This window comes from Actinomycetota bacterium (assembly GCA_004297305.1).
Lineage (GTDB): Bacteria > Actinomycetota > Actinomycetes > S36-B12 > FW305-bin1 > FW305-bin1.
In genome coordinates this window covers 243,129-267,132 of record SCTR01000006.1, presented here as the reverse complement: position 1 = coordinate 267,132, position 24,004 = coordinate 243,129, and the positions used below count along the sequence as shown (strand labels likewise).

Annotated in this window: 23 protein-coding genes; 18 read left to right on the top strand and 5 right to left on the bottom strand. The window is 71.8% G+C overall.

The window, feature by feature from the left end:
* Positions 1 to 266 precede the first annotated feature (266 nt).
* The 3 genes from EPO13_04105 to EPO13_04095 all read left to right on the top strand — a co-directional run bounded on the left by EPO13_04105 (position 267) and on the right by EPO13_04095 (position 3,947).
* Complete coding sequence (locus EPO13_04105) at positions 267 to 602, top strand: Lsr2 family protein (protein ID TAK70159.1); 336 nt, start codon at positions 267 to 269, stop codon at positions 600 to 602.
* A 264-nt stretch (positions 603 to 866) separates the two neighbouring features.
* Entirely contained in the window at positions 867 to 3,365 is a 2,499-nt protein-coding gene (locus tag EPO13_04100) for an ATP-dependent Clp protease ATP-binding subunit (GenBank protein ID TAK70158.1), read from the top strand.
* Positions 3,366 to 3,458: 93 nt separating this feature from the next.
* A complete protein-coding gene (locus EPO13_04095; protein ID TAK70157.1) occupies positions 3,459 to 3,947 on the top strand; it encodes a hypothetical protein in 489 nt (162 codons plus the stop codon).
* Positions 3,948 to 3,966: 19 nt separating this feature from the next.
* Here EPO13_04095 and EPO13_04090 read toward each other — a convergent pair whose 3' ends face one another.
* Positions 3,967 to 4,884, bottom strand: coding sequence for an A/G-specific adenine glycosylase (locus tag EPO13_04090; GenBank protein ID TAK70156.1), 918 nt, complete (start codon positions 4,882 to 4,884; stop codon positions 3,967 to 3,969).
* Between the two features lie 19 nt (positions 4,885 to 4,903).
* On the opposite strand from EPO13_04090, the gene EPO13_04085 reads away from it, so the two are divergent.
* A complete protein-coding gene (locus tag EPO13_04085; protein ID TAK70155.1) occupies positions 4,904 to 5,569 on the top strand; it encodes a hypothetical protein in 666 nt (221 codons plus the stop codon).
* Positions 5,570 to 5,618: 49 nt separating this feature from the next.
* Here the strand turns inward: EPO13_04085 and disA are convergent, their stop codons facing one another.
* From disA to EPO13_04070, 3 genes are all read right to left on the bottom strand, one after another.
* Entirely contained in the window at positions 5,619 to 6,656 is a 1,038-nt protein-coding gene (gene disA / locus EPO13_04080) for a DNA integrity scanning protein DisA (GenBank protein TAK70451.1), read from the bottom strand.
* Between the two features lie 72 nt (positions 6,657 to 6,728).
* The gene (gene radA / locus EPO13_04075) at positions 6,729 to 8,117 is read right to left on the bottom strand and encodes a DNA repair protein RadA (GenBank protein TAK70154.1); all 1,389 of its coding nucleotides are present in this window, start codon (positions 8,115 to 8,117) and stop codon (positions 6,729 to 6,731) included.
* Between the two features lie 59 nt (positions 8,118 to 8,176).
* Positions 8,177 to 8,941, bottom strand: coding sequence for a hypothetical protein (locus tag EPO13_04070; protein TAK70153.1), 765 nt, complete (start codon positions 8,939 to 8,941; stop codon positions 8,177 to 8,179).
* A 41-nt stretch (positions 8,942 to 8,982) separates the two neighbouring features.
* On the opposite strand from EPO13_04070, the gene EPO13_04065 reads away from it, so the two are divergent.
* Genes EPO13_04065 through EPO13_04055 form a run of 3 tightly spaced genes read left to right on the top strand, consistent with a single transcriptional unit; the run spans position 8,983 to position 13,059 of the window.
* Positions 8,983 to 9,912 carry a Ppx/GppA family phosphatase gene (locus EPO13_04065; GenBank protein TAK70152.1) on the top strand — a complete coding sequence of 310 codons (930 nt, stop codon included), beginning with the start codon at positions 8,983 to 8,985 and terminating at the stop codon, positions 9,910 to 9,912.
* Entirely contained in the window at positions 9,909 to 12,245 is a 2,337-nt protein-coding gene (locus EPO13_04060; GenBank protein TAK70151.1) for an HAD family hydrolase, read from the top strand. Before EPO13_04065 ends, EPO13_04060 begins: the two co-directional genes overlap by 4 nt.
* 10 nt (positions 12,246 to 12,255) lie before the next feature.
* Positions 12,256 to 13,059 (top strand): sugar phosphate isomerase/epimerase, encoded by an 804-nt coding sequence (locus tag EPO13_04055; GenBank protein ID TAK70150.1) that lies wholly within the window; start codon positions 12,256 to 12,258, stop codon positions 13,057 to 13,059.
* 144 nt (positions 13,060 to 13,203) lie between these two features.
* Here EPO13_04055 and EPO13_04050 read toward each other — a convergent pair whose 3' ends face one another.
* Positions 13,204 to 13,659, bottom strand: coding sequence for a VOC family protein (locus EPO13_04050; GenBank protein TAK70149.1), 456 nt, complete (start codon positions 13,657 to 13,659; stop codon positions 13,204 to 13,206).
* A 38-nt stretch (positions 13,660 to 13,697) separates the two neighbouring features.
* On the opposite strand from EPO13_04050, the gene EPO13_04045 reads away from it, so the two are divergent.
* The 11 genes from EPO13_04045 (at position 13,698) to EPO13_03995 (ending at position 23,981) form a co-directional block, all read left to right on the top strand.
* Positions 13,698 to 14,984 (top strand): proline dehydrogenase, encoded by a 1,287-nt coding sequence (locus EPO13_04045; protein ID TAK70148.1) that lies wholly within the window; start codon positions 13,698 to 13,700, stop codon positions 14,982 to 14,984.
* A 249-nt stretch (positions 14,985 to 15,233) separates the two neighbouring features.
* Positions 15,234 to 16,037 carry a pyrroline-5-carboxylate reductase gene (gene proC / locus EPO13_04040; GenBank protein ID TAK70147.1) on the top strand — a complete coding sequence of 268 codons (804 nt, stop codon included), beginning with the start codon at positions 15,234 to 15,236 and terminating at the stop codon, positions 16,035 to 16,037.
* Positions 16,038 to 16,319: 282 nt separating this feature from the next.
* Positions 16,320 to 16,526 carry a helix-turn-helix domain-containing protein gene (locus tag EPO13_04035; GenBank protein TAK70146.1) on the top strand — a complete coding sequence of 69 codons (207 nt, stop codon included), beginning with the start codon at positions 16,320 to 16,322 and terminating at the stop codon, positions 16,524 to 16,526.
* Positions 16,527 to 16,699: 173 nt separating this feature from the next.
* Entirely contained in the window at positions 16,700 to 16,798 is a 99-nt protein-coding gene (locus tag EPO13_04030) for an AURKAIP1/COX24 domain-containing protein (protein TAK70145.1), read from the top strand.
* 17 nt (positions 16,799 to 16,815) lie between these two features.
* Positions 16,816 to 17,913, top strand: a complete 1,098-nt coding sequence (locus tag EPO13_04025) for an acyltransferase family protein (protein ID TAK70144.1) — start codon at positions 16,816 to 16,818, stop codon at positions 17,911 to 17,913.
* 7 nt (positions 17,914 to 17,920) lie between these two features.
* Positions 17,921 to 18,157, top strand: a complete 237-nt coding sequence (locus EPO13_04020; protein TAK70143.1) for a glutaredoxin family protein — start codon at positions 17,921 to 17,923, stop codon at positions 18,155 to 18,157.
* 117 nt (positions 18,158 to 18,274) lie between these two features.
* Positions 18,275 to 19,438: a PbrT family lead (Pb2+) uptake porter gene (locus EPO13_04015; GenBank protein TAK70142.1), complete on the top strand. Its 1,164-nt coding sequence runs from the start codon at positions 18,275 to 18,277 to the stop codon at positions 19,436 to 19,438.
* A gap of 47 nt (positions 19,439 to 19,485) precedes the next feature.
* The gene (gene efeB, locus EPO13_04010) at positions 19,486 to 20,814 is read left to right on the top strand and encodes a deferrochelatase/peroxidase EfeB (protein TAK70141.1); all 1,329 of its coding nucleotides are present in this window, start codon (positions 19,486 to 19,488) and stop codon (positions 20,812 to 20,814) included.
* 148 nt (positions 20,815 to 20,962) lie between these two features.
* Positions 20,963 to 21,712 carry a redox-sensing transcriptional repressor Rex gene (locus EPO13_04005; protein ID TAK70140.1) on the top strand — a complete coding sequence of 250 codons (750 nt, stop codon included), beginning with the start codon at positions 20,963 to 20,965 and terminating at the stop codon, positions 21,710 to 21,712.
* Positions 21,709 to 23,025: a glutamyl-tRNA reductase gene (locus EPO13_04000; GenBank protein ID TAK70139.1), complete on the top strand. Its 1,317-nt coding sequence runs from the start codon at positions 21,709 to 21,711 to the stop codon at positions 23,023 to 23,025. Before EPO13_04005 ends, EPO13_04000 begins: the two co-directional genes overlap by 4 nt.
* On the top strand, positions 23,022 to 23,981 hold the full coding sequence (locus tag EPO13_03995; GenBank protein ID TAK70138.1) for a hydroxymethylbilane synthase: 960 nt from the start codon (positions 23,022 to 23,024) through the stop codon (positions 23,979 to 23,981). Before EPO13_04000 ends, EPO13_03995 begins: the two co-directional genes overlap by 4 nt.
* Positions 23,982 to 24,004: the final 23 nt, after the last annotated feature.

The window sequence follows — 24,004 nt, the reverse complement described above, 5'->3', positions numbered from 1 at the left end:
GGCAGCAGCCCCGGCGCCGGACGCCGCGGCCGTCCAGCCGGCACCGGTCGTACTCACGTCGTCTCCGTCCGCGTCGGCGTCCGTGGGTGCGGTCAGGGTACGGCCGCGGTGGCTCGGCGGGGTCGGGGATTGATCACCTCGCCTTGATATTGTCGCGGGCCGGCCCGGCCCAGTTGCGGAGCCGGTGCCCGGCGCGTGACAGGTCGAGCCGGAATGTCCCTCGCTGCTCGCCCACCGGGGCGGGCGCCGCACCTGCGGAGGTCGCCGTGGCGCGCAAGGTCCAGATCGTGCTCACCGACGACATCGACGAGTCGGCAGCCGACGAGACGGTCAGCTTCACCCTGGACGGGGTCGGCTACGAGATCGACCTGTCCGCGGCGAACGCCGCGAAGCTGCGCGACGACTTCGCGATCTGGATCGGGCACGCTCGCAGGGCCAGTGGTTCGCGGTCCAGGTCGGCCGCCCGGCCCGCGCGGGCGAGCAAGGCAGCGCCGGACAACGTCGCGGTCCGGGCCTGGGCGAAGAGCCAGGGCCTGGCCGTCAGCGAACGGGGCCGGATCCCGGCCGACGTGGTCGCGAAGTACGAGGCCGAACACCGCTGAGGGCTACGGCCCGCCGCGCCCGCCTGATCGCTGCCAGGCAGCGGGCGGTGAGTTCACTCTGGGCGTACATCGGGGTGGAAGCGAACCCCGCAGCGTCTCGTTGAGGCAGGCATCGAGGGTGGCTCGAGACCCCTGATCCCGTTCGCTACCTGGCGGATGACGACATGAGGGGTTAACACATCCGGGGCTAGAGTGCCAAGGACGCGTCGGGGGAGACCCGGTGCGGGCAGGTCCCGGACGGCCGCCGTGGCAGGAGGGTGCGAGATGTTCGAGAGGTTCACCGATCGCGCGCGGCGCGTCGTCGTCCTGGCCCAAGAAGAGGCCCGGATGCTCAACCACAACTACATCGGCACCGAGCACATCCTGCTCGGCCTCATCCACGAGGGTGAGGGAGTCGCCGCGAAGGCCCTGGAGAGCCTCGGGATCTCGCTGGAGGCAGTCCGGCAGCAGGTCGAGGAGATCATCGGCCAGGGTCAGCAGGCCCCCAGCGGCCACATCCCGTTCACGCCGCGCGCCAAGAAGGTCCTGGAGCTGTCGCTGCGCGAGGCGTTGCAGCTGGGTCACAACTACATCGGTACCGAGCACATCCTGCTCGGCCTGATCCGCGAGGGCGAAGGCGTCGCTGCGCAGGTGCTGGTGAAGCTCGGCGCCGACCTGAACCGCGTGCGCCAGCAGGTCATCCAGTTGCTGTCCGGCTACCAGGGCAAGGAGCCGGCGGCTGCCGGTGGCCCGGCCGAGGGCACGCCGTCGACGTCGCTGGTGCTCGACCAGTTCGGCCGCAACCTGACCCAGGCTGCTCGCGAGGGCAAGCTCGATCCCGTCATCGGTCGTGAGAAGGAGATCGAGCGGGTCATGCAGGTGCTGTCGCGGCGCACCAAGAACAACCCGTGCCTGATCGGTGAGCCCGGCGTCGGCAAGACCGCCGTGGTCGAGGGACTGGCTCAGATGATCGTCAAGGGCGAGGTGCCCGAGACCCTCAAGGACAAGCAGCTGTACACCCTCGACCTCGGCGCGCTGGTCGCCGGCAGCCGCTACCGCGGCGACTTCGAGGAGCGCTTGAAGAAGGTGCTCAAGGAGATTCGCACCCGCGGCGACATCATCCTGTTCATCGACGAGATGCACACCCTGGTGGGGGCCGGGGCGGCGGAGGGCGCTATCGACGCCGCCAGCATCCTCAAGCCGATGCTGGCTCGCGGCGAGCTGCAGACGATCGGTGCCACCACCCTCGACGAGTACCGCAAGTACATCGAGAAGGACGCGGCCCTCGAACGCCGGTTCCAGCCGATCCAGGTCAACGAGCCGACGCTGGCGCACACCATCGACATCCTCAAGGGTCTTCGCGATCGGTACGAGGCGCACCACCGTGTCTCGATCACCGACGGCGCGCTGGTGTCGGCGGCGACCTTGGCCGACCGCTACATCTCCGACCGCTTCCTGCCCGACAAGGCGATCGACCTCATCGACGAGGCCGGCTCGCGGCTGCGCATCCGCCGGATGACTGCGCCGCCGGACCTGCGCGAGTTCGACGAACGTATCGCCGATGTGCGTCGGGAGAAGGAGTCGGCTATCGACGCACAGGACTTCGAGAAGGCAGCGTCGCTGCGCGACAAGGAGAAGCAGCTGCTGGCCGAGAAGGCGCAGCGGGAGCGGGAGTGGAAGGCCGGCGACATGGACGTCGTGGCCGAGGTCGATGAGGAACTCATCGCCGAGGTGCTCGCGACCGCAACCGGTATCCCGGTCTTCAAGCTGACCGAGGAGGAATCGCAACGGCTGCTGCGGATGGAGGAGGAGCTGCACAAGCGCGTCATCGGTCAGGAGCAGGCCATCCACGCGCTGTCGCAGGCCATCCGGCGTACCCGTGCCGGGCTGAAGGACCCCAAGCGGCCCGGCGGCTCGTTCATCTTCGCCGGCCCGTCCGGGGTCGGGAAGACCGAGCTGTCCAAGACGCTGGCGAACTTCTTGTTCGGCGACGAGGACGCGCTGATCTCGCTCGACATGAGCGAGTTCTCCGAGAAGCACACGGTGTCACGGCTGTTCGGTAGCCCGCCCGGCTACGTCGGCTACGAGGAGGGCGGCCAACTCACCGAGAAGGTGCGTCGTAAGCCGTTCTCGGTGGTGCTGTTCGACGAGATCGAGAAGGCTCACCCGGATATCTTCAACTCCCTGCTGCAGATCCTGGAGGAGGGTCGGCTCACCGACTCGCAGGGCCGGGTCGTGGACTTCAAGAACACCGTGATCATCATGACCACGAACCTGGGCACCCGCGACATCGCCAAGGGCGTGAACCTCGGCTTCGCGGCCGGTGACGAGAGCAAGACCGGCTACGAGCGGATGAAGACGAAGGTCAACGAGGAACTCAAGCAGCACTTCCGGCCGGAGTTCCTCAACCGGATCGACGACATCATCGTGTTCCACCAGCTCAGCGAGGCCGAGATCGTCCAGATCGTCGACCTCATGCTGGACAAGCTCGACGAGCGGCTCAAGGACCGCGACATGGGGATCGAACTCACCGTGGCGGCCAAGGAGTTGCTGGCCGAACGCGGGTACGACCCGGTGCTGGGTGCCCGGCCACTGCGGCGGACCATCCAGCGCGAGATCGAGGACCAGCTGTCCGAGAAGATCCTCTTCGGCGAGTTGCGGCCGGGTTCCATCGTCGTGGTCGACGTGGAAGGCGAAGGTCTGTCCCGGGCCTTCACCTTCGCCGGGGAGCCGAAGGCGGAGCTGCCCGACGCCCCGCCGGTGGCGACGGCCGGTCAGGACTGAGCTGCTCGGCCAGGACAATCACGAACGCCTATCGACGGGCGCCTTCCGCGGGAGGCGCCCGTCGTGCGTTGCCGGGAGCCGTAGCGTGGGCCCGTGCGACACGGACCCCTCATCCCCGGCCTGCGCGAATTCGACGCGCCGCGCCGCCGCCGGCGGGCGTGGGTGGGCTGGCTCGTGCTCGTGCTCGGCCTCGGGATCGCGGTGACGGTGCTCGCCGGAGTGCTCGGCGGGGTCGGTCCGCTGCGGCGGCTCGGGGTCACCGAGACAGCGCTGGAACCGGTGGCCTGGCGGCCGACGGCTGACGCTGGGCACGTGCAGGTGGCGGTGGCGATCCCCGAGACGGGGCTGTGCTCCGGAGACAGTGTGAGCGTGACGGCGCTGGAAGCCGGGGACCGCATCAGCGTCCAGGCGACCCGGTCCGCGCCGACGCGGCGTGAGGTCTGCGCGGGTCTGGGCATCGCCGGCGACCGCACCTGGGTCGACGTGATCCTCGACGGTCCGGTGGGCGGCCGCACGGTGGTGCGGCAGGCGGACCGAGCGCCGCTGCCGCAGGAACCGGCCGATCCGTCAGTCACCCGCTAGCCCTGCCGACCGCTGGGCCTCACGCCGGCAGGCTGACGTGGCCAGCGTCCGACATGGTGACGAGTCCGTCGGCGACCAGACCGGCCAGCGCCCGCGCCCGCTGCTCGGGATCAGGCCAGACCGATGCCAGCTCGTCGGTGCCGGCCGGACCCGGCCGGTCCCGCAGCACCGCGAGCAGCCGACCGCGCACTTCCCGGTCGGTGCCGGCGAAGCCCGGCGCGACCCGCGTGGGCCCGGCGTACGCCGGCCGGCCGAGCGCCGCCCACGCACACCACGCGCTCACCGGGCATCGCTGGCACGCCGGCGCCCGTGCCGAGCACACCACAGCGCCCAGCTCCATGGCGCCGACCGACCACAGCGCGGCACGGGCCGGATCCTGCGGGAGGACGGCAGCAGCACGCGCACGTTCGGCGACGGTCAACGACGGCCCCGGCAATGCCCGCCCACCGATGACTCGGGCCAGCACCCGACGAACGTTGGTGTCCAGCACGACAGCGCGCCGGCCGTGGGCGAAGGCGGCGACGGCCGCCGCCGTGTACTCCCCGACGCCCGGCAGCGAGCGCAACTCCGGTTCCGAGGCCGGCACCTGGCCGCCGTACTGCGTGGTGATAGCGATCGCGGCCTCGCGCAGTCGCAGTGCGCGCCGTGGGTAACCCAGCCGCTCCCAGGCACGGATGACGTCCGCCCGCGACGCTGCTGCCAGCGACGGCGGGTCCGGCCAGCGCTGTAGCCAGCGGGTCCACGCCGGTCGTACGCGCTCGGCCGGGGTCTGCTGCAGCATCACCTCGCTGACCAGCACCCCCCAGGCCGTGGTTCCCGCGGCCCGCCACGGCAGGTCCCGGCGGTGTTCGAGATACCACGCGCACACCGCGTCGACCAGCGCCGGTTCGGCGGCGATATCCGGCCCGGCCGCGCTACGGCGGTCCGCACCGGTCATGGCAGTAGCGTGACCTGCCATGAGCTCGGTCCTCAACCCGGTCGGCCCGGAGCCGCCGGGGGTCTACTGGCGCCGCCGGGCCCTGTTGGTGATCGTGCTCCTGCTCCTCGTGTTGCTGATCTGGTGGCTGTTCTTCAAGCCCGCCGGCGGTTCGCCGGCTGCCACGCCGGCACCGTCGGGCTCGCCGTCGGCGTCGGCGGTGACCTCGCCGAGCCCGTCCTCGACGGCCAAGCCGTCAGCGAGTCCGTCCGCCTCGGTGCCGACCAGCCCGAGTCAGTCGCCGGCAGAACCGGGCAACTGCGCGCCGGCGGACATCGCCGTGACGGCCACCACGGACGCAGCCTCGTACAAGGTCGGCTCGACACCGAAACTCACACTGCGGGTGACGAACTCCAGTGCAACCGCGTGCAAGCGGGACGTCGGGCAGAAGGCCAACGAGATCGTCGTGTCGTCCGGCGGGGTCAAGGTGTGGTCCAGTGACGACTGCGGCAGCACCAGCGGGACGGACGTGGTCACCCTGCAGCCGGGCCAGTCGTACTCCACGACGGTCACCTGGGACGGTCGGCTCACCGGCCCGACCTGTTCGACGGCAGGCAAGGTCGCACAGGCCGGGTCGTACGCCGTCGTCGCCCGCAACGGCGACGTGACCAGCAAGGCCACGCCGTTCGCCTTGACCGCCGCCTGACCACCGGCGGCTGCGCGCCGAACGAACCCGAGCGGGGCCGAACGACGGCCTAGACGTAGCGCTCGAGGATGCTGGACTCGGCCAGCCGCGACAGTCCCTCGCGCACCGACCGCGCCCGGCTCTCGCCGACACCTTCGACCGCCTGCAGGTCGTCGACGCTGGCCGCCAGCATCTTCTGAAGGCCCCCGAAGTGGTCGACAAACCGTTCCACCAGCAGCACCGGCAACCGCGGCACCCGCGACAGCAGGCGATAGCCGCGAGGGCTCACGGCCTGTTCCAGGGCTTCCGGACCGCTCGGGTAGCCGATGCAGCGCGCTACGACGGACAGGTCCAGCAACTCGTTCTGTGACAGCGCATCCAGCGCTTCCAGTGCCTGCTCGGCCGTCACCGTACGGCGCGATCCACTGGGCAGGTAGTCGCGGACGACGTAACCGCGGTCGTCGCCGACGCCGGCGACGAGTTCGGCCAGTTGCAGCGACAGCAGCCGGCCGTCGGTGCCGAGTTCGACGACGTACGCCTGGATCTCCTGGGCGATCCGGCGCACCATCTCCAGCCGCTGCGCGACGCTGCTCACGTCGCGGACGGTGACGAGATCCTCGATCTCCAGCGCCGACAGGGTTCCGCTCACCTCGTCCAGGCGCAGCTTGTACCGCTCGAGCGTGGCCAGGGCCTGGTTCGCCCGGCTGAGGATCGCCGCCGGGTCCTCCAGGACGTACCGGCGTCCGTCGACGTAGAGCGCGATGATGTTCATCGACTTGCTGACGCTGATCACCGGGAAGTGGCTCTGCCGCGACACCCGGTCGGCGGTGCGATGGCGCGTGCCGGTCTCCTCGGTCGGAATGGCCGGATCGGGGACGAGCTGAACCGCTGCGCGCAGCAGCCGGCCGGCACCGGAGTCCAGGATCAGCGCGCCGTCCATCTTGGCCAGTTCCCGCAGCCGCGTCGCCGAGAACTCCACGTCCAGGGCGAAGCCGCCACTGGTGATCGCGTCGATCGTCGGATCGGAACCCAGCACGATGAGCGCGCCGGTCTTGCCCCGCAGCACCCGCTCGAGTCCGTCCCGCAAGGCGGTGCCCGGCGCGACCATCGCCAACGCCGCGCGCAGGCGGGCATCGATGTCGTCGGCCACCGCATCAGGGTAGCGACGTACGCGGTGGGATCACCGCCGTGCGTGCAACGGTGTGACGACCGCACCGCCGCCGATATCGCGTGCCAGCCGCAGCGCCTGCCGTAGCTGGCTCACTTCGTGCGCCACGATCCCGGCCGGGGCCGGGCCGCTGTCCGGCGGCACCAGGGCGTGACTGAAGCCGAGTCGCGCGGCCTCCTGCAGCCGGCGGTCGACCCCCACCACCCGGCGGACGTCCCCGGCCAGGCCGACCTCGCCGATCGCGACCAGCGATCCGGACAGGCCGTGGTCGGTCACGCCGGAGTTCAAGGCGAGCGCGACCGCCAGGTCGGCAGCCGGTTCGGCGACCCGCATGCCACCGACGGTGGCGACGTAGAGCTCCCGGTGCGACAGCGGCAGTCCGGCGTGCCGTTCCAGCACCGCGCACAGCATGGCCACCCGGGCCGGGTCGACCCCGGCGGTCGCCCGCCTCGGCGTCCCACCGTTGCCGTCCACGGCGAGCGTCTGCACTTCGGCGACCAGCGGTCGGCGGCCCTCGACGGTCACCGTCACGCAGGTCCCCGGTACGGCCGAATCACGTTGTGACAGAAAGAGTCTGCTGGGATCGGCCAGGCCGTGGATACCGTCGTCGAGCAGTTCGAAGCAGCCGACCTCGTCGGTGTTGCCGTACCGGTTCTTCACCGCCCGGACCAGCCGGAGGCGGGCGTGCCGATCACCCTCGAAATGCAGCACGACGTCGACGAGGTGTTCCAGCAGCCGGGGGCCGGCCACCGAGCCGTCCTTGGTCACATGGCCGACGAGGATCACCGCGATCCCACGCTGCTTGGCCACCCGGATCAGCTGACCGGCGACCTCGCGAACCTGCGACACCCCGCCGGGACCACCGTCGACGTCGCGGCTGGCGATGGTCTGCACCGAGTCGACGATCAGCAGTGCAGGCCGGACCTCGTCGACCTGTCCGAGGACGGCGGCGAGGTCGGTCTCGGCTGCCAGCAACACCTCGGGGTTCAACGCGTCGATCCGCCCGGCACGCAGCCGCACCTGCGCGGCGGACTCCTCGCCGGTCACGTACAGCGCCGCCCTGCCCGGCTCGGCGACCCGCGCGGCGACGTCGAGCAGCAGGGTGGACTTCCCCACCCCGGGTTCGCCGGCCAGCAACACGACTGCCCCCGGCACCAGGCCGCCGCCGAGCACGCGGTCGAACTCCGCCACGCCGGTGCCCCGGGCGTACGCCGGCTGCGCGTCGACCCGGTCGATCGGGACCGCCGCAGTGGTGACCGGCCCCGCGGCCGTGCTCCCGCCAGCGGCAGGGACGGTGGCCTCGATGGTCCCCCACGCCTGGCACCCGCCGCAGCGGCCGACCCACCGCGGCGTCGTCCAGCCGCACTCCGCGCACCGGTGGACCGGACCTGCCTTGGCCATGGTCGCGACCGTAGGGGGTGGCACTGACAGCGTTCGTCCGCCACACCGCTGCGACGTCGTCAGCCGGCGGGCGAACCGGTCGGTGGAGGGTCGGCGGGGTGCCGCGCCAGCGGCGCGCGGGCGGCCTCGTGGTCCTCGCAGTAGCCGACCAGGACGTCGTACGCCGCGACTCCCATGAGCGCGACCAACTCGTCACGACTGGAGCGGTACACCGGCTCCCCGGCCACGTGCGCCTCGGTGTTCCCGCTGCAGTACCAGTCGAAATCGTGCCCACCGGGTCCCCAGCCCCGCCGGTCGTACTCGGTCACGGTGACCACCAGGACCTGGTGGCCGTCGGCGGCCTCCCGCCAGTCGAAGGCGCGCCGCAACGGCAGCTGCCAGCACACGTCCGGCTTCGTGGCCACATGCGAGAGCCCTTGCGCCAGAGCGTGACCGTGCAGCGCGCACCCTTCGCCGCCGGCGAAGCCGGGCCGGTTCAGGAAGATGCAGGCGCCCTTGTGGACGCGGGTCTTGCGTGCGCCCTCCTCGTCGGTCTCGACCCAGCCCTTCTTGTGGCCGGACTTGTGGAACTGCCACTCGTCGGGACCGAGGCGTTCGACGAAGCGGGCGACGCGCTTCTCGTCCTTACGGCCGGAGAAGTGCGCGCCGTGCGTACAGCATCCGTCGTCGGGGCGATCGGCGTAGATGCCGCGGCAACCCCGGCCGAAGATGCAGGTCCATCGGGAGGTCAGCCAGGTCAGGTCGCAGCGGAAGAGTTGCGCCGGATCGGCGGGGTCGGGGAACTCGATCCACGCCCGGGGAAAGTCCAGCGGCACTTCGGGCACCGGGCAAGCCTAGGGGCGCGTCCGGCGGTACCGTCGGCGACGTGCGACTCGGTGTGCTCGACGTCGGTTCCAACACCGTCCATCTGCTGGTCGTCGACGCGCATCACGGCGGTGCACCGGTCCCTGCGTCCTCGCGCAAACACGAGCTGCGGCTGTCCGAACACCTGACCGTCGACGGCCGGGTCGATGAGGCCGCGATCGACGAGCTGGTGGCCTTCGTCCGCGAGTCCCTCGAGGTCGCCGAGGACCTGGGGGTCACCGAGGTCGTCGCGTTCGCCACGTCGGCGCTGCGTGACGCCACCAACGGTGACGAGGTGCTCGACCGGGTCCGCCGGCAGACCGGTATCGACCTGCAGGTGCTGTCCGGCCGAGACGAGGCCCGCTGGACGTTCCTGGCCGTACGCCGCTGGTTCGGCTGGTCGTCCGGCCGGTTGCTGGTGCTCGACATCGGCGGCGGCTCGCTGGAGATCGCCACCGGTGCCGACGAGGACCCCGACGTGGCGGTGTCCCTGGCGCTGGGCGCCGGCCGGTTGACGCGCGACCGGCTGCAGACCGATCCGCCGTCGCCCGACGACGTGCGGGCGCTGCGCCGGCAGGTACGCGCGAGCATTGCCGAGGTGGTCGGCTCGGTGCTGCGCGTCGGGGAGCCGCGGCACGCGGTGGCGACCAGCAAGACGTTCCGGCAGCTGGCGCGCATCACCGGCGCGGCACCCAGCAGCGAGGGCCCGTTCGTCCGGCGGACGCTGCGGCGGGCCGACCTGCACGAGTGGCTGCCGAAGCTTGCGGCGATGTCGGCGGTGGAGCGTTCGACGCTGCCCGGCGTCTCTCTCGGCCGTGCCCCGCAACTGGTCGCCGGTGCCGTCGTGGCCGAAGCGGCGATGGACCTGTTCTCGTTGAACTCCTTGGAGATCTGCCCGTGGGCGTTGCGGGAGGGCGTCATCCTCCGCCGCCTCGACGGGCTGGCCCCGTGACGAGCCAGACGCTGGTGGGGCCGGGCCTGACCCAGGCGGAGGTCGATGACCGGATCGCCCGCGGGCAGGCCAATCACGCGCCGGACGCGAACGCACGGTCGCTGGGCGACATCGTCCGGACCAACACCTTCACGTGGTTCAACGGCCTCATCGGCTCGCTGTGGGTGCTCATGCTCGTCGTGGCGCCCTGGCAGGACGCGCTGTTCGGCTTCATCATCCTGGCCAACACCGGCATCGGGATCGTGCAGGAGTACCGGGCGGCCCGGACACTCGCCGCGCTGTCGGTCATCGGTGCGGCCAGGCCGGTCGTACGGCGTGCTGACGGCGACCGCTCCGTCGCGGCGGCCGACATCGTGCTCGACGACCTCGTCGTGCTGCGCACCGGCGATCAGTTCGTGGTGGACGGCGAGATCCTGGTCAGCGACGGGTTGGAGATCGACGAGAGCCTGCTGACCGGCGAAGCCGACCCGGTCGACAAGGCGGTGGGCGACACCGCGATGTCCGGTTCGTTCGTCGTGGCCGGCCACGGGCTCTACCGCGCTACCCGGGTGGGAGCGGACTCGTTCGCCGCTGGGCTGACCCAGGAGGCGAAGAAGTTCAGCCTCACCAATTCCGAACTGCGCGACTCGATCATGCGGTTCATCCGGTTCGTGTCGTGGTTCCTCGTCCCGGTCGGGTTGCTGCTGGTCGTGTCCCAGCTGCGCGCGGACATCCCCGTGAAGGACGCCGTCCGCGGGGCGATCGCGGGCGTGGTGACCATGGTCCCGGAGGGCCTGGTCCTGCTGACCAGCATCGCGATGGCGGTCGCGGTGGTCCGGTTGGCGCGCAAGCGAACTCTGGTGCAGGAGATGCCCGCGGTCGAGGTGCTGGCCCGGGTCGACGTGGTCTGTGTCGACAAGACCGGCACGCTGACCGCACCCGGCATGGCGGTGCGCGACGTCGTCGTCCTCGACCCCGACGCGCCGGTCGCAGCGGCACTGGGGGCGTTGGGCGCCAGCGAGTTACAGCCGAACCCGACGCTGCAGGCCGTGGCCGACGGCTTCACGCGGCCGGCGGATTGGACGGTGCTCGACACCGTCGCGTTCTCCAGCGCTCGCAAGTGGTCGGCGGCGACCTTCGCCGATCACGGCAGCTGGGTGCTCGGCGCGCCGGAGTTCCTGCTGCCTGACGGGACGGCCAGCCGGCGCCAGGCTGACGACCTGGCCGCCGGTGGCGCGCGGGTGCTGCTGCTGGCTCGATGCAGCGGCGACGCCGCGCCGTCCGCCGACGCGGGCACCGGGCCGCTCGCCCCGGCGGCCCTGGTGGTCATCGACCAGCGACTGCGGCCCGACGCCGCCGACACCGTGCGGTACTTCCTCGATCAGGGGGTCCAGGTCAAGGTCATCTCCGGCGATCACCCGACGACGGCTGCGGCGATCGCGGCCCAGGCCGGGGTGCCCGGTGCGGCCGATCCGGTGGACGCCCGCGGGCTGCCGACCGACCTGGCCGAACTGGCGGACGTCGTCGCGCGGCATTCGGTGTTCGGCCGGGTCAGCCCGTCCCAGAAGCGGCAACTGGTCGACGCCCTGCACCACAACGGATCGACGGTCGCCATGACCGGGGACGGGGTGAACGACGTCCTCGCGCTGAAGGCGGCTGATCTCGGTATCGCGATGGGTTCGGGCGCCGGCGCCACTCGCGCGGTGGCGCAGATCGTGCTGCTGGACGACCAGTTCACGGTGATGCCGTCTGTCGTGGCGGAAGGTCGCCGGGTACTCGGCAACATCGAGCGGGTCTCCGACGTGTTCCTCACCAAGTCCGTGTACGCCACGATCGTGTCGTTCATGACCGGCGTCTTCGCCGTGGCGTTCCCGTTCCTGCCACGGCATCTGTCGCTGGTGAGCGCATTGACGATCGGGATCCCGGCGTTCTTCCTGGCGCTCATGCCCAATGCCGAGCGATTCAGGCCCGGTTTCTTCCGGCGTGTGATGATCTTCGCGATTCCGGCGGGCGTGATCACCGCGGCCGCGTCGTTCGCGGCGTACCTGGTGGCGACGTGGGCGACGTACGACGGGAGTGCCGCGGCGAAGGTGGACGCGACGACGGCGCTGTTCATCGTGTCGCTGGCCGTGCTCATCGAGTCCGCCCGGCCGTTGAACGCGTTGCGGTTGGCGATCGTCGCGGCGATGGCCGGCTGTTACGTCGCGGTGCTCGTCGTACCGCCGCTGTCGCGGTTCTTCGCCCTGGAGCTGCAGGCCGACGCGGATCGGTTGTGGGCGGTGGGCATCGGCCTGCTGGGGGCGGCGCTGGTGATCGTCGCTGGACGGTTGAGCGATCGGTGGCGGCGCACGTGAACGGCGTGCGGTGACCGGGCGGCCGCCGGGAGCGAAGGTCGCGCTATCGACGATCAGTGTCTACCCGGAATCGACCGGTGCCGCGTTCGAGTTGGCCGCCGAACTCGGCTACGACGGCGTCGAGGTGATGGTCACCGCCGACGAGGTGAGCCAGGATCGTGATGCGCTGCGGCGGCTCTCGGACACCACGGGGGTGCCGATCCTGTCGGTGCACGCACCCTGTCTGCTTGTCACCCAACGGGTCTGGGGGACGGAGCCGTGGGGCAAGCTGCAGCGCGCCCGGGCGGTCGCCGAGGAGTTGGGAGCCGGTACCGTCGTGGTGCATCCACCCTTCCGCTGGCAGCGCGACTACGCCCGGGCCTTCGTCACCGGACTACAGCGGATGACCGAGGAGTCCGGCCTTGTGCTGGCCGTGGAGAACATGTTCCCGTGGCGGGTGCGGAGCCGGTCGCTGGCCGCGTACGCGCCGAGCTGGGATATCCGCGACTCCGACTATCCGGCCACGACAGTGGATCTGTCGCATACCGCCGTCAGCGGGACCGATGCGCTCGACCTGGCCCGCGACCTCAGCGACCGGCTGGCGCACGTCCACCTCGCCGACGGATCCGGCTCGCCACGCGACGAGCATCTGGTCCCCGGCAGGGGGACGCAACGGTGCGCGGAGTTGCTGCAGCACCTGGCAGGCCGGGACTTCAGCGGGACGGTGGTGGTCGAGGTGTCCACTCGCCGTGCCGCGGACCGCCAGGAGCGGGCGCTCGACCTCGCCGAGGCGCTCGCTTTCGCCCGGCGCCACCTGGCCGCCGCCGACGGCTGACCGCCCGCAGGGATTGGGAGGGCGTCGCGGTCGACCACATCGGCGATGCCCACGGCCACAGCGCTTTCCGGGCACGGCAGCTGCCGGCGGAGCAGGCGGCAGCGTGTCCGAGGGCGGCAGTCGCCGCGAGCACGGCCTCGAGCGTCAGAGCCGCAAGGGCTTCGGCCGGGCGCCCAGCCGGGCGATGTCGTCCCAGTCGGCGCCGGGCACGTCGACGTACAGCTCGATCTCGTTCCCGTCCGGATCGTGCAGGTAGAGGCTGTGGGTGACGTCGTGGTCGGAGGCGCCGACGAGTTCCACCCCTGCCGCTTGCAGGTCTGCCAGGGCCTCGCGCAGTTCGTCGTCGGTGTCGCCGACCTTGAAACCCAAGTGGTAGAGGCCGATCCGGCGACCAGCGGGTATCGGTGTGGCGCCGTCGCCGACGCCGATGAGGAACAGTTCGTGGTGAGTCCTGCCGCCGGAGAACATCGCGCCGAACTCGATCGGCTCGCCGGCGGCGGGCATCACTTGCCGGAATCCGAGGACTTCGCGGTAGAAGTACGCCGATGCCGCGACGTCGCGGACGAACAGCACTGCGTGACCGAGCTCCTTGACCTGCACGGCGGCCTCCTTGGGCAGCGATCGTTGCACCCTCAACCATGGTCGGTCACCGGCTCGATGACCGGCAAATCACCGGCTCGGCTTCGGTGGCCGTGGCGGTCGTGAAACGCAATCATGGTGGCCACCGCAGCATCGCCGGCGGGCAGCGCCACACTGGTGCCGGATCTGGGAGGACCCATGGACAACAGCGACCCCCGGGACACGCACGCCGAGGACTACGACCCGATCGCCGCGCTGCGGGCCTGCTACGAGTCGTACAGCAGTGGGGCGAATCGGGCCAGGCCGGACGAGGAGCTGCGCGAGGTCATGCGGCACCTGCAGTTCCTGCTGACCGGCAGTCACTCGCACCGCACGGACGCCGAGTAGCGGCGGCGCGACCGGGAGCGGACGCCGGCACCGTGCTGCGAGGCGCTCTGCTGGGACTGGCTGGCAGCAGCCGTGCGCGGCAGCTTGCCGTGGCCGCACCCGTCACCCGGCAGCTGGTCGAACGCTTCGTGGCCGGCGAGACCGTCGACGACGCCGTACGAGCTGCCGCAGCGCTGGTGTCCGACGGCCTGGTCGTCAGCGTGGATCGGCTCGGTGAGGACGTGGCCGATCCGACGGCGGCGGCCGCCACGGTCACCGGCTACCTCGACCTGCTCGCGGCGCTCGACCGCGCCGGTATCGCCGGCGCGGTCGAGGTGTCGTGCAAGCTGTCCGCGCTGGGCGCCGCGCTTCCCGACGGGCCGGCGCGTGCGCTCGACCTGGCCGGCCAGATCGCCGATGCCGCAGCCGATGTCGGCACCACGATGACGGTGGACATGGAGGACCACACCACCACCGACGTCGTGCTCGGGACGGTGATGGCGCTGCGGGAGCGCCACAGTTCGGTGGGTGCGGTGCTGCAGGCGGCACTGCGCCGTACGCCCGCCGACGCGCAACGGCTGGCCACGGCGGGGTCGCGGGTACGGCTGTGCAAGGGGGCGTACGACGAACCGGGCACCGTCGCCCATACGTCGGCGGCCGAGGTGGACAAGGCGTACGTGCGCGTCCTGCGGACGCTCATCAACGGTCCCGGATATCCGATGGTCGCCACGCACGATCCGCGCCTGCTCGCCATTGCCGCAGCGCTGGCGACGACGGCGGGCCGGTCGGCGGACAGCATCGAGTACCAGATGCTGTACGGCGTCCGCCCCGCCGAGCAGCGCCGGCTGGCGGCGCAGGGACGACGCGTGCGGGTGTACCTGCCGTACGGCACCGACTGGTGGCGATACCTGCTGCGGCGGCTCGGCGAGCGACCGGCGAACCTGGCGCTGCTGGGCCGCGCGCTGACATCCCGGGACTAGCCGCTCCCCGACGCCGCCGCCGAAACCCGAGACTGCGCCGCAGCCTGAAACCGCGCCGCTGCGCCAAACCCCGACACCGCGCCGCAGCCTGAAAACCCCTCTGGCGGCCCGATACTGCAGCAACCGGGACGTCCGCGGCAGCAGATACGGCCGTGCCGGCGATACGTCGGTGCCGACCGCGAGGAGTCGTAGCGCCGATACTGCCGTATCAATCGATGCCGCCCTGTCGGCGGAACCGAGGAGGTCGGGGTGGGCCAGGTCGCCATCGTCGGGGCTGGTGTCATGGGCGAGGCACTGCTCGCCGGATTGCTGCGCGCGGGCCGGGAACCAGCCGACCTGGTGGTGATCGAGCGGCGCCCGGAACGTGCCGCGGAACTCAACGACAGGTACGGCGTCACCGCGGCCGCGGACCTGACCGCGGTGGCCGCCGCCGAGACGGTGCTGCTGGTGGTCAAGCCGCAGGACATGGGCGACGTGCTGGCGCAGTTGCGCGCTTCCGTGCAGCCCGGGGCATTGGTGGTGTCGCTGGCCGCTGGCATCACCACGGCGTACCTGGAGCAACGGCTCCCGGACGGTACGGCGGTCGTCCGCGTCATGCCGAACACCCCGGCGCTGGTCGACGCCGGCGTCGCGGCGATGTCGCCTGGCGCCCACTGCGACGGCGAGCACCTGGACCGGGCCGAGGGTCTGCTGCGTTCGGTCGGCACCGTGGTCCGCGTCGCCGAGAAATACCAGGACGCGGTGACCGCGCTGTCCGGCAGCGGCCCGGCGTATTTCTTCTACGTGGTCGAGGCGATGGTCGAGGCCGGAGTCCTGCTGGGCCTGCCGCGTGCCACCGCGGCCGAGCTGGTCGTGGGGACGATGGTCGGTTCGGCCCGGATGCTCGCCGAGACCGGCGAGCACCCCTCGGTGCTGCGAGAACAGGTCAGCTCGCCGGCGGGGACGACGATCGCCGCGCTACGGGAACTGGACGATCACAAGGTCAGGGCGGCATTCCTCACCGCGATCGAGGCTGCCCGGGACCGCAGCGCGGAGTTGGCGGCCGGCAGCTGATTTTCGGACCGACGCCGGGCCCGCCGCGGCGAAACGGCGCGATCCTGACCAGCGCGCGGCGCCTGTGCGGGGCTGCTGGGGAGCAGATCATCCGTCCGGGTAGGCGGACACTACTGTTATCGGCTGGGACCTGTGGTTCGGTTGGGCCGTTTGAGGTTCGCGATTCGTCCGGCCGCTTCCCCTGCCGTCTCGCGCGCCACTACCCTTCCCGCAGTCAGCGAGAGTCACCGGGCGCCGGAGGGGAAGCCGGCGCCGGCACCTCGCAGGAAGAAACGGTGGTGCATGTCCCAGACACCAGAGCGCCCGCTGTCGGAGGTGCGCTTCCTCACGGTCGCCGAAGTCGCGTCGCTGATGCGGGTTTCGAAGATGACCGTGTACCGCCTGGTCCACAACGGAGAGCTGCCGGCGGTCCGGGTGGGGCGCTCGTTCCGCGTCCCGGAGCAGGCCGTCCACGACTACCTGCGCGACTCCTTCATCGAGACCGCCTGACCGCACCGCCTGACCACCGTCTGATCGCAGGGGCAACGCTGACCGGCGCCTGCGACGACCTCGTGGTGGAGGCCGTCCGGCTGGTCGCTGCGCACCCGATAGGCTCGCGGCGCCGCAGGCCGCCGGGGCCTGCCTGCTCGGGCATCCGGGCGACGAGATCGTGAGGTCCGCCCGTGGGCTCTGTGATCAAGAAGCGCCGCAAGCGCATGGCGAAGAAGAAGCACCGCAAGCTGCTGAAGCGCACCCGCGTCCAGCGCCGCAACAAGAAGTGAGCTGACCGGGCGACGCCATGGGCGCAGTACGCCGGGTGCCTGACGCGACTGTCGTCGCGCTCGACGGTGAACCGCCCCGGCGGCTCACCGCGTCGCAGGCCGCGCGCCTGGCCGGGGCGACCGGCTCCCGGCGCCGTAGCGGCCGCCCCGCCCCGGCGCCTACCCGGCCGGCGGCGACGCCGTCCGGCGGGGCCGCGGTCCGCCCCGACTCCGCCGACCAGCGGAGCGCGGATGTTCCCGTGCCGCTGTCGGCATCCCGTGCGGCGGCGGAACCGGTTGCGCCACAAGGGGTTCGGACTGATCTCCTCGATTTCGTGCGCCGTCGGCTGGCCGGCGACTACGAGGTGGACGAGACTGGTTTCGATGCCGAACTGACCGACCGGGTGCTGGCCGCGCCGTTGCGGCCGCTGTATCGGCGCTGGTTCCGGGTCGACGCGCTCGGCATGGACCACGTTCCGGACAGTGGTGGGGCGCTGGTGGTGGCCAACCACTCCGGCACCGTCGCGGTGGACGCGGTCATGACGCAGTTGGCGTTGCTGGACCACCACCCCGCCCGCCGGAACCTGCGGATGCTCGGCGCCGACCTCGTGTTCTCGCTGCCGATCATCGGCAGCTACGCCCGCAAGGCTGGTCACACGCTGGCCTCCCCCGCGGACGCGCAACGCCTGCTCGGCGGTGGCGAGTTGGTGGGCGTCTGGCCGGAGGGCTTCAAGGGCATCGGCAAGCCGTTCTCGCAGCGCTACCGGCTGCAGCGGTTCGGCCGGGGCGGGTTCGTGGCCGCCGCGCTGCGGGCGCGCGTCCCGATCATCCCGACCGCGATCGTCGGGGCCGAGGAGATCTACCCCATGCTGGGCAACTCCCCGACCCTCGCGCGGCTGCTCGGCCTGCCGTACTTCCCGTTGACCCCGACCTTCCCCTGGCTGGGACCCCTGGGCCTGATTCCGTTGCCCAGCAAGTGGTTCATCGAATTCGGCGAGCCGATCCCGACCGACGGCTACCCGGACGGTGCCGCTGACGACCCGATGCTGGTGTTCAACCTGACCGACCACGTCCGCCAGACGATCCAGGAGTCGATCTACCGGCTGCTGCGTCGGCGCCGGACCGTGTTCGGCTGAGGTGTCGATGGCCCGCGTGACCTTGGTCGGCAAGCCCGGCTGTCATCTGTGCGACGACGCTCGCGCCGTCGTCGCTGCGGTGTGCGAGCAACTGGGCGTGCCGTGGCAGGAGGTCTCCACCGCCGACGACCCGGAACTGGCCGACCTGTACTGGGAGGAGATCCCGGTGGTCCTCGTCGACGGCCGGGTGCACGACATGCTGCGCGTGGACCCCGGACGGTTGCGGGCGGCGCTGGGCGGCTGACCCCCGCGGACGTGCTGACCCCGGTGGTCCGGGCGAGTTTGGTGAGGCTACCCTCAACCCGACCGCCTCATCCTGGCCATCGGCGCTCGCCGGAGCCGGGGAGCCGAAAGGACCCTCATGCGCGCACGTCCCCGCCCCGTCCTCGCTGTCGCCGGTGTCGCACCGGCGGTGCTGCTCCTGGCCGCCTGCGCCAGCGGCACGGCCGCGGACTCCGATTCCGGCGCGGTGGCGGTGACCAGCGGGGACAGCACGTGCGACGTCTCGAAGTCCGAGGTGACGGCCGGCCCGGTCACCTTCTCGGTGAAGAACACCGGCGGTCAGGTCACCGAGTTCTATCTGCTGGGCTCCGACGGGCTGCGGGTGGTAGCGGAGGTCGAGAACATCGGGCCCGGCACCTCCCGGGATCTCACGGTCTCCGCGCAACCCGGTGCGTACTTCACCGCCTGCAAGCCCGGCATGGTGGGCGACGGCATCCGCAAGCAGTTCGCCGTGACCGGGACCGCTCCCTCACCGACGGCGAGCGACGCGGTCGCCACGATGCTGACCGCGGCGACGACGGAGTACGCCGCCTACGTCAAGGACCAGGCCGAGCAGCTGATCACCGAGACCAAGGCGTTCGCGGCGGCGTACAAGGCCGGCGACGACGCCAAGGCCCGCTCGCTGTACGCGCCGACGCGGATGCACTGGGAGCGCATCGAGCCGGTGGCCGAATCCTTCGGCGACCTCGACCCGAAGCTGGACCTGCGCGAGGCCCACCTCGAGGACGGCGACACCTGGACCGGCTGGCACCTGATCGAGAAGGACCTGTGGCCGCCGGCGTCGGGTTACAAGGCGTTGACGACGGCGCAGCGCGCCCAGTTCGCCGATCTACTGGTCAGCGACACACAGACCCTGCTGGACCGGGTCCGCAGCCTGACCTACCAGCCCGACCAGCTCGGCAACGGTGCCAAGGAACTGCTGGACGAGGTGGCGACCGGCAAGGTCACCGGCGAAGAAGAGATCTGGTCGCACACCGACCTGTGGGACTTCCAGGCCAACGTCGACGGCGCCCGGGTCGCGTACGAAGGCCTGCGGCCGGCCGTGCAGGTGAAGAACCCGGCGTTGGCCACGAGGCTGGACAAGGCATTCGCCGACGTCCAAGCCGCGCTCGACGCCCAGAAGGTCGGCGACGGCTGGAAGCTCTACGACCAGCTCACCGAGGCCCAGATCAAGGAACTGGCCGCCAAAGTCGACGCGCTCGGGGAGCCGCTGTCGCAGTTGACGTCAACCGTAGTGAAGTAGCGTCCGGCCGCGCCGGAGACTCCTCGGGCCCCGCAGGGCAGGACACGATGACTGACATCCCACCGGACGCCGGGACGACCGCCCGGCCCGCCGACGTGCCACGGCCGGGCGGCCTGTCGCGCCGGCGGCTGCTCGGGCTGGCCGGTGCGGGGGTGGTCGGCGCGGCGGGGCTGGGCGCGGCCGGCGTCGCGGTGGCGGCGGCGCGCGACGGCGACAAGAAGGAACCGGCGGTCGCCGAGCCGCCGGTCGTGGACTTCTACGGCGAGCACCAGGCGGGCATCGTCACCCCGGCCCAGGACCGGCTGCACTTCGTCGCGTTCGATCTGGTCACCGACGACCGGGCCGCCGTGATCGGAATGCTCAAGGCGTGGACGGCCGCGGCGGCGCGGATGACGCAGGGGCACGACGCCGGTCCGGTCGGAGCGGTCTCGGGACATCTGGACGCACCGCCGGACGACACCGGCGAGGCCCTGGGGCTGTCGCCGTCGTCACTGACGATCACGGTCGGCTTCGGCCCGACGTTCTTCACCGGCCCACAGGGCCGGGATCGGTTCGGTGTTGCCGCGCAGCGCCCGCCGGCCCTGGTCGACCTTCCCCGGTTCGCCGGGGACACGCTCGACCCGGCCCGCAGCGGTGGTGACCTGTGCGTGCAGGCCTGTGCCGACGACCCGCAGGTCGCGGTGCACGCGGTCCGCAACCTGGCCCGGATCGCCTTCGGGGTGGCCGCCGTCCGCTGGTCCCAGCTCGGTTACGGCCGTACCGCGTCCACCAGCACCGCCCAGTCGACCCCACGAAACCTGTTGGGGTTCAAGGACGGGACGATGAACATCAAGGCCGAGGACGCCGCGGGACTGCGCGACTGGGTATGGGTGCAGCCCGGCGACGGCGCGGAATGGATGGCCGGCGGCACCTACCTGGTCGCGCGCCGTATCGCGAACCTCATCGAGACGTGGGACCGCACCTCGCTGCGCGAGCAGGAGGCACTGATCGGGCGGACCAAGGGGGTCGGCGGACCGCTGTCCGGCGGCGGCGAGTTCACCGACCTGGACCTGGCCCGGCAGACCCAGGACGGGTCGCCGGCGATCGCCGAGAACGCCCATGTCCGGCTGGCCCATCCGTCCTCGCACGGCGGCGCCCGGCTGCTGCGGCGCGGCTACAACTTCGTCGACGGTTCCGACGGCCTGGGCCGGTTGGACGCGGGGCTGTTCTTCATTGCCTTCCAGCGGGATCCGCGCAAGCAGTTCGTGCCGATCCAGACGGCGCTGTCCCGCTTCGACGGCCTCAACGAGTATCTGCGCCATACCGGTTCGGCGATCTTCGCGATCCCGCCCGGGGTCACGTCGGGCGGGTGGATCGGGCAGACCCTGTTCGGCTGATCGCCCCGCCCGGGGTGTCCACATGCTGGACATCACCCCGCTCGTGACTTTGTGACCGGCGGCGGCATCTTTACCCTGGTGTCACACCGCCGACATCCGGCGGCCTCCGCGCCATGGCGGTCACCCCCGCCAATGCTCCTGGAGCACCGTGCCACTGCGTCGCTCGATCCTCCCGGCCGGTCGGGCCGGCCGCCGGGGCATCCCCGACGCCACGGTCGCGCGGCTCCCGGTCTACCACCGGGTGCTGGGAAGCCTGGCCGAGCACGCGGTCGCCACCGTGTCCTCCGACGAACTGGCTGCGGCGAGCGGGGTCTCCAGCGCGAAGCTGCGCAAGGACCTGTCGCATCTGGGGTCGTACGGGACCCGTGGCGTCGGCTACGACGTGGAGTACCTGCGCTACCAGATCTCGCGCGAACTGGGGCTGACCCAGGACTGGGCGGTCGTCATCGTCGGGGTCGGCAACCTCGGCCACGCCCTGGCGAACTACGGCGGTTTCGCGTCCCGCGGCTTCCGGGTGGCCGGCTTGATCGACGCCGACCGGTCCCGTACCGGGGAACTCGTCGGCACCGGTGACCAGCAGCTTGCCGTACGGCCGCTGGCCGAGTTGGAGGACGTCGTCCGGGCCGGCGACGTGAGCATCGGGGTCATCGCCACCCCGGCCGTCGCCGCCCAGGCCGTCTGCGACCGCCTGGTGGCGTGCGGGATCCGCAGCATCCTGAACTTCGCCCCGGCCGTGCTGAGCGTTCCCGACGACGTCGAGGTCCGCAAGGTCGACCTCGCCGTGGAACTGCAGATCCTGGCGTTCCACGAACAGCAGCGGGCCAGCAGCCCGAATGCCGTTGCGCTGCTGCCGGTCGAGGGCACCCCGGCCGTGGCCGTCGAGGGGGTGGGGGCGTGACGGTGCTCGCCGTCGGGCTCAGCCACCGCTCGGCACCGGTCGAGGTCCTGGACCGGGCCGCCGTGCTGCCGGCCGACATCGCCGCCGTACTGCAGGAAGTGATCCAGCGCGAGCACGTGGCCGAGGCGATGGTGGTCGCGACCTGCAACCGGGTCGAGGTGTACGCCGACGTGGCGCGGTTCCACCCCGCGGTCGAGGACGTGACCGCGGTGCTGGCCAAGTCGTCCGGGCTGCACCGCGACGAGCTCGTCCCCCACCTGTACGTGCACTACGACGAGGCGGCCGTCAGCCACCTGTTCGAGGTGGCCAGCGGGCTGGACTCGATGGTCGTGGGGGAGCAGCAGATCCTCGGCCAGGTCCGCGCCGCGCTGCGGACCGCCCAGTCGGCCGGCACCGCGGCCCGGGTGCTCAACGACCTCGGCCAGCACGCGCTGCGGGTCGGCAAGCGGGTGCACGCCGAAACCCGGATCGACCGCGCCGGTGCGTCGGTGGTCTCCGTGGCGCTGGCCGCGGCGGCCGACCGGCTCGGTTCGCTCGCCGGACGCCGGGCGGTCGTCGTCGGCGCCGGCGCGATGAGCTCGCTGGCCGCTGCGGCGCTGCACCGCGCCGGCGTCGGCGACCTGGCCGTGGTCAACCGCACCCCGGAGTCCGCCGTACGCCTCGGCCTGGCCTACCAGGGTCGCGGGGTCGGCCTCGGTGGGCTGGACGAGGCGGTGGCGCGGGCCGACGTCGTGGTGTCCTGCACCGGCTCCAACGGGCTGGTGCTCACCGCCGCCCAACTGGCCGCGGCACGGTCCGCCGCCGGTGGCGCGCCGCTGGTGGTGCTCGATCTGGCGCTGCCGCACGACACCGACCCGGCCATCGACGACCTGCCCGGGGTGAGCCGGATCGATCTGGCGCAGATCTCGGGGTTGCCCGGCGCCCAGGCACCGCACGACGCGGTGCTGGCGGCCCGCCGGGTCGTGGCGACCGAGGTCGCCGCCTTCGCGGCCGTGCAGGCGGCCCACCGGGTCGAGCCGATCGTGGTGTCGTTGCGCAGCCGGGCGGCCGAGGTGGTGGAGGGGGAGCTGCAGCGGCTCCGGCTGCGCGCACCGGCACTGGACGCCGCGACGCTGGCCGAGGTGGAGCGGTCGATGCGCCGGGCCGTGTCGACCCTGCTGCACACCCCGACGGTCCGCATGAAGCAGTTCGCGGCCGATCCGGACGGGGCGCGGTACGCCGAGGCGCTGCACGCCCTGTTCGACCTCGACCCCGAGTCCGTCCTGCGTGTGGTGACCCCCGAGGACCCGACCGCCCCGGAGGCCCTGGCGTGAGCCCGACGTCCACTGGTCAGCCGCTGCGGCTGGGCACCCGGGGCTCCGCGCTGGCCCTCGCCCAGGCGCAGACCGTGGCCGACGAGGTACGCCGGTTCACCGGGCGGCCGGTCGACCTGGTGCCGATCCGTACTGCCGGCGATACCCAGGCCGAGCCGCTGGACGTCATCGGCGGGACCGGCGTGTTCACCACCGCGGTGCGCGAGGCGCTGACCCGCGGCGAGGTGGACCTGGTGGTGCACTCGCTGAAGGATCTGCCGACCGCGCCGGCGGACGGGATCGCGCTGGCCGCCGTACCTCGGCGGGAGGATCCGCGAGACGCCCTGTGCAGCAAGGCAGGACGGCGGTTGGCGGAACTGCCCGCCGGAGCGCGGGTGGGGACCGGCTCACCGCGGCGGGCCGCCCAGTTGCGATGGCGGCGACCCGATCTGGACGTCGTCGGGCTGCGCGGCAACGTCGACACCCGGCTGCGCCGGCTCACCGCGGACGGCGACCTCGACGCGGTGGTGCTGGCCCGCGCCGGCCTCGTCCGGCTGCATCGGCTGGACTCGGTGACCGAATCACTCGACGCTGACACGATGCTGCCCGCGCCAGGCCAGGGGGCACTGGCAGTGGAGTGCCGAGCGGACGCGACGTCGCTTCGCGACCTGCTCGCCGAGCTCGACCACCCCGCGTCCCGCGCCGCCGTCCTCGCCGAGCGAGCCCTGCTCGCCGCGCTGGAGGCCGGGTGCACCGCACCCGTGGGCGCCCTCGCCGAACTGTCCGCCGACTCGCCCGCAGCCGGGCCGGAGCCGGTGCTGCACCTGTCCGCCGCCGTCGTGTCGATCGACGGCGCCACTGCTGTCCGCATGTCCGCCTCCGGTCCCGCCGGAGCACCGCAGCAGCTGGGCGAGAGCCTGGCTGCCGCGCTGCTCGCCGACGGCGCGGCCGCCCTTCTCGGGGAGCGAGTCCGGTGAGCCCCACCCGTACGACGAAGAAG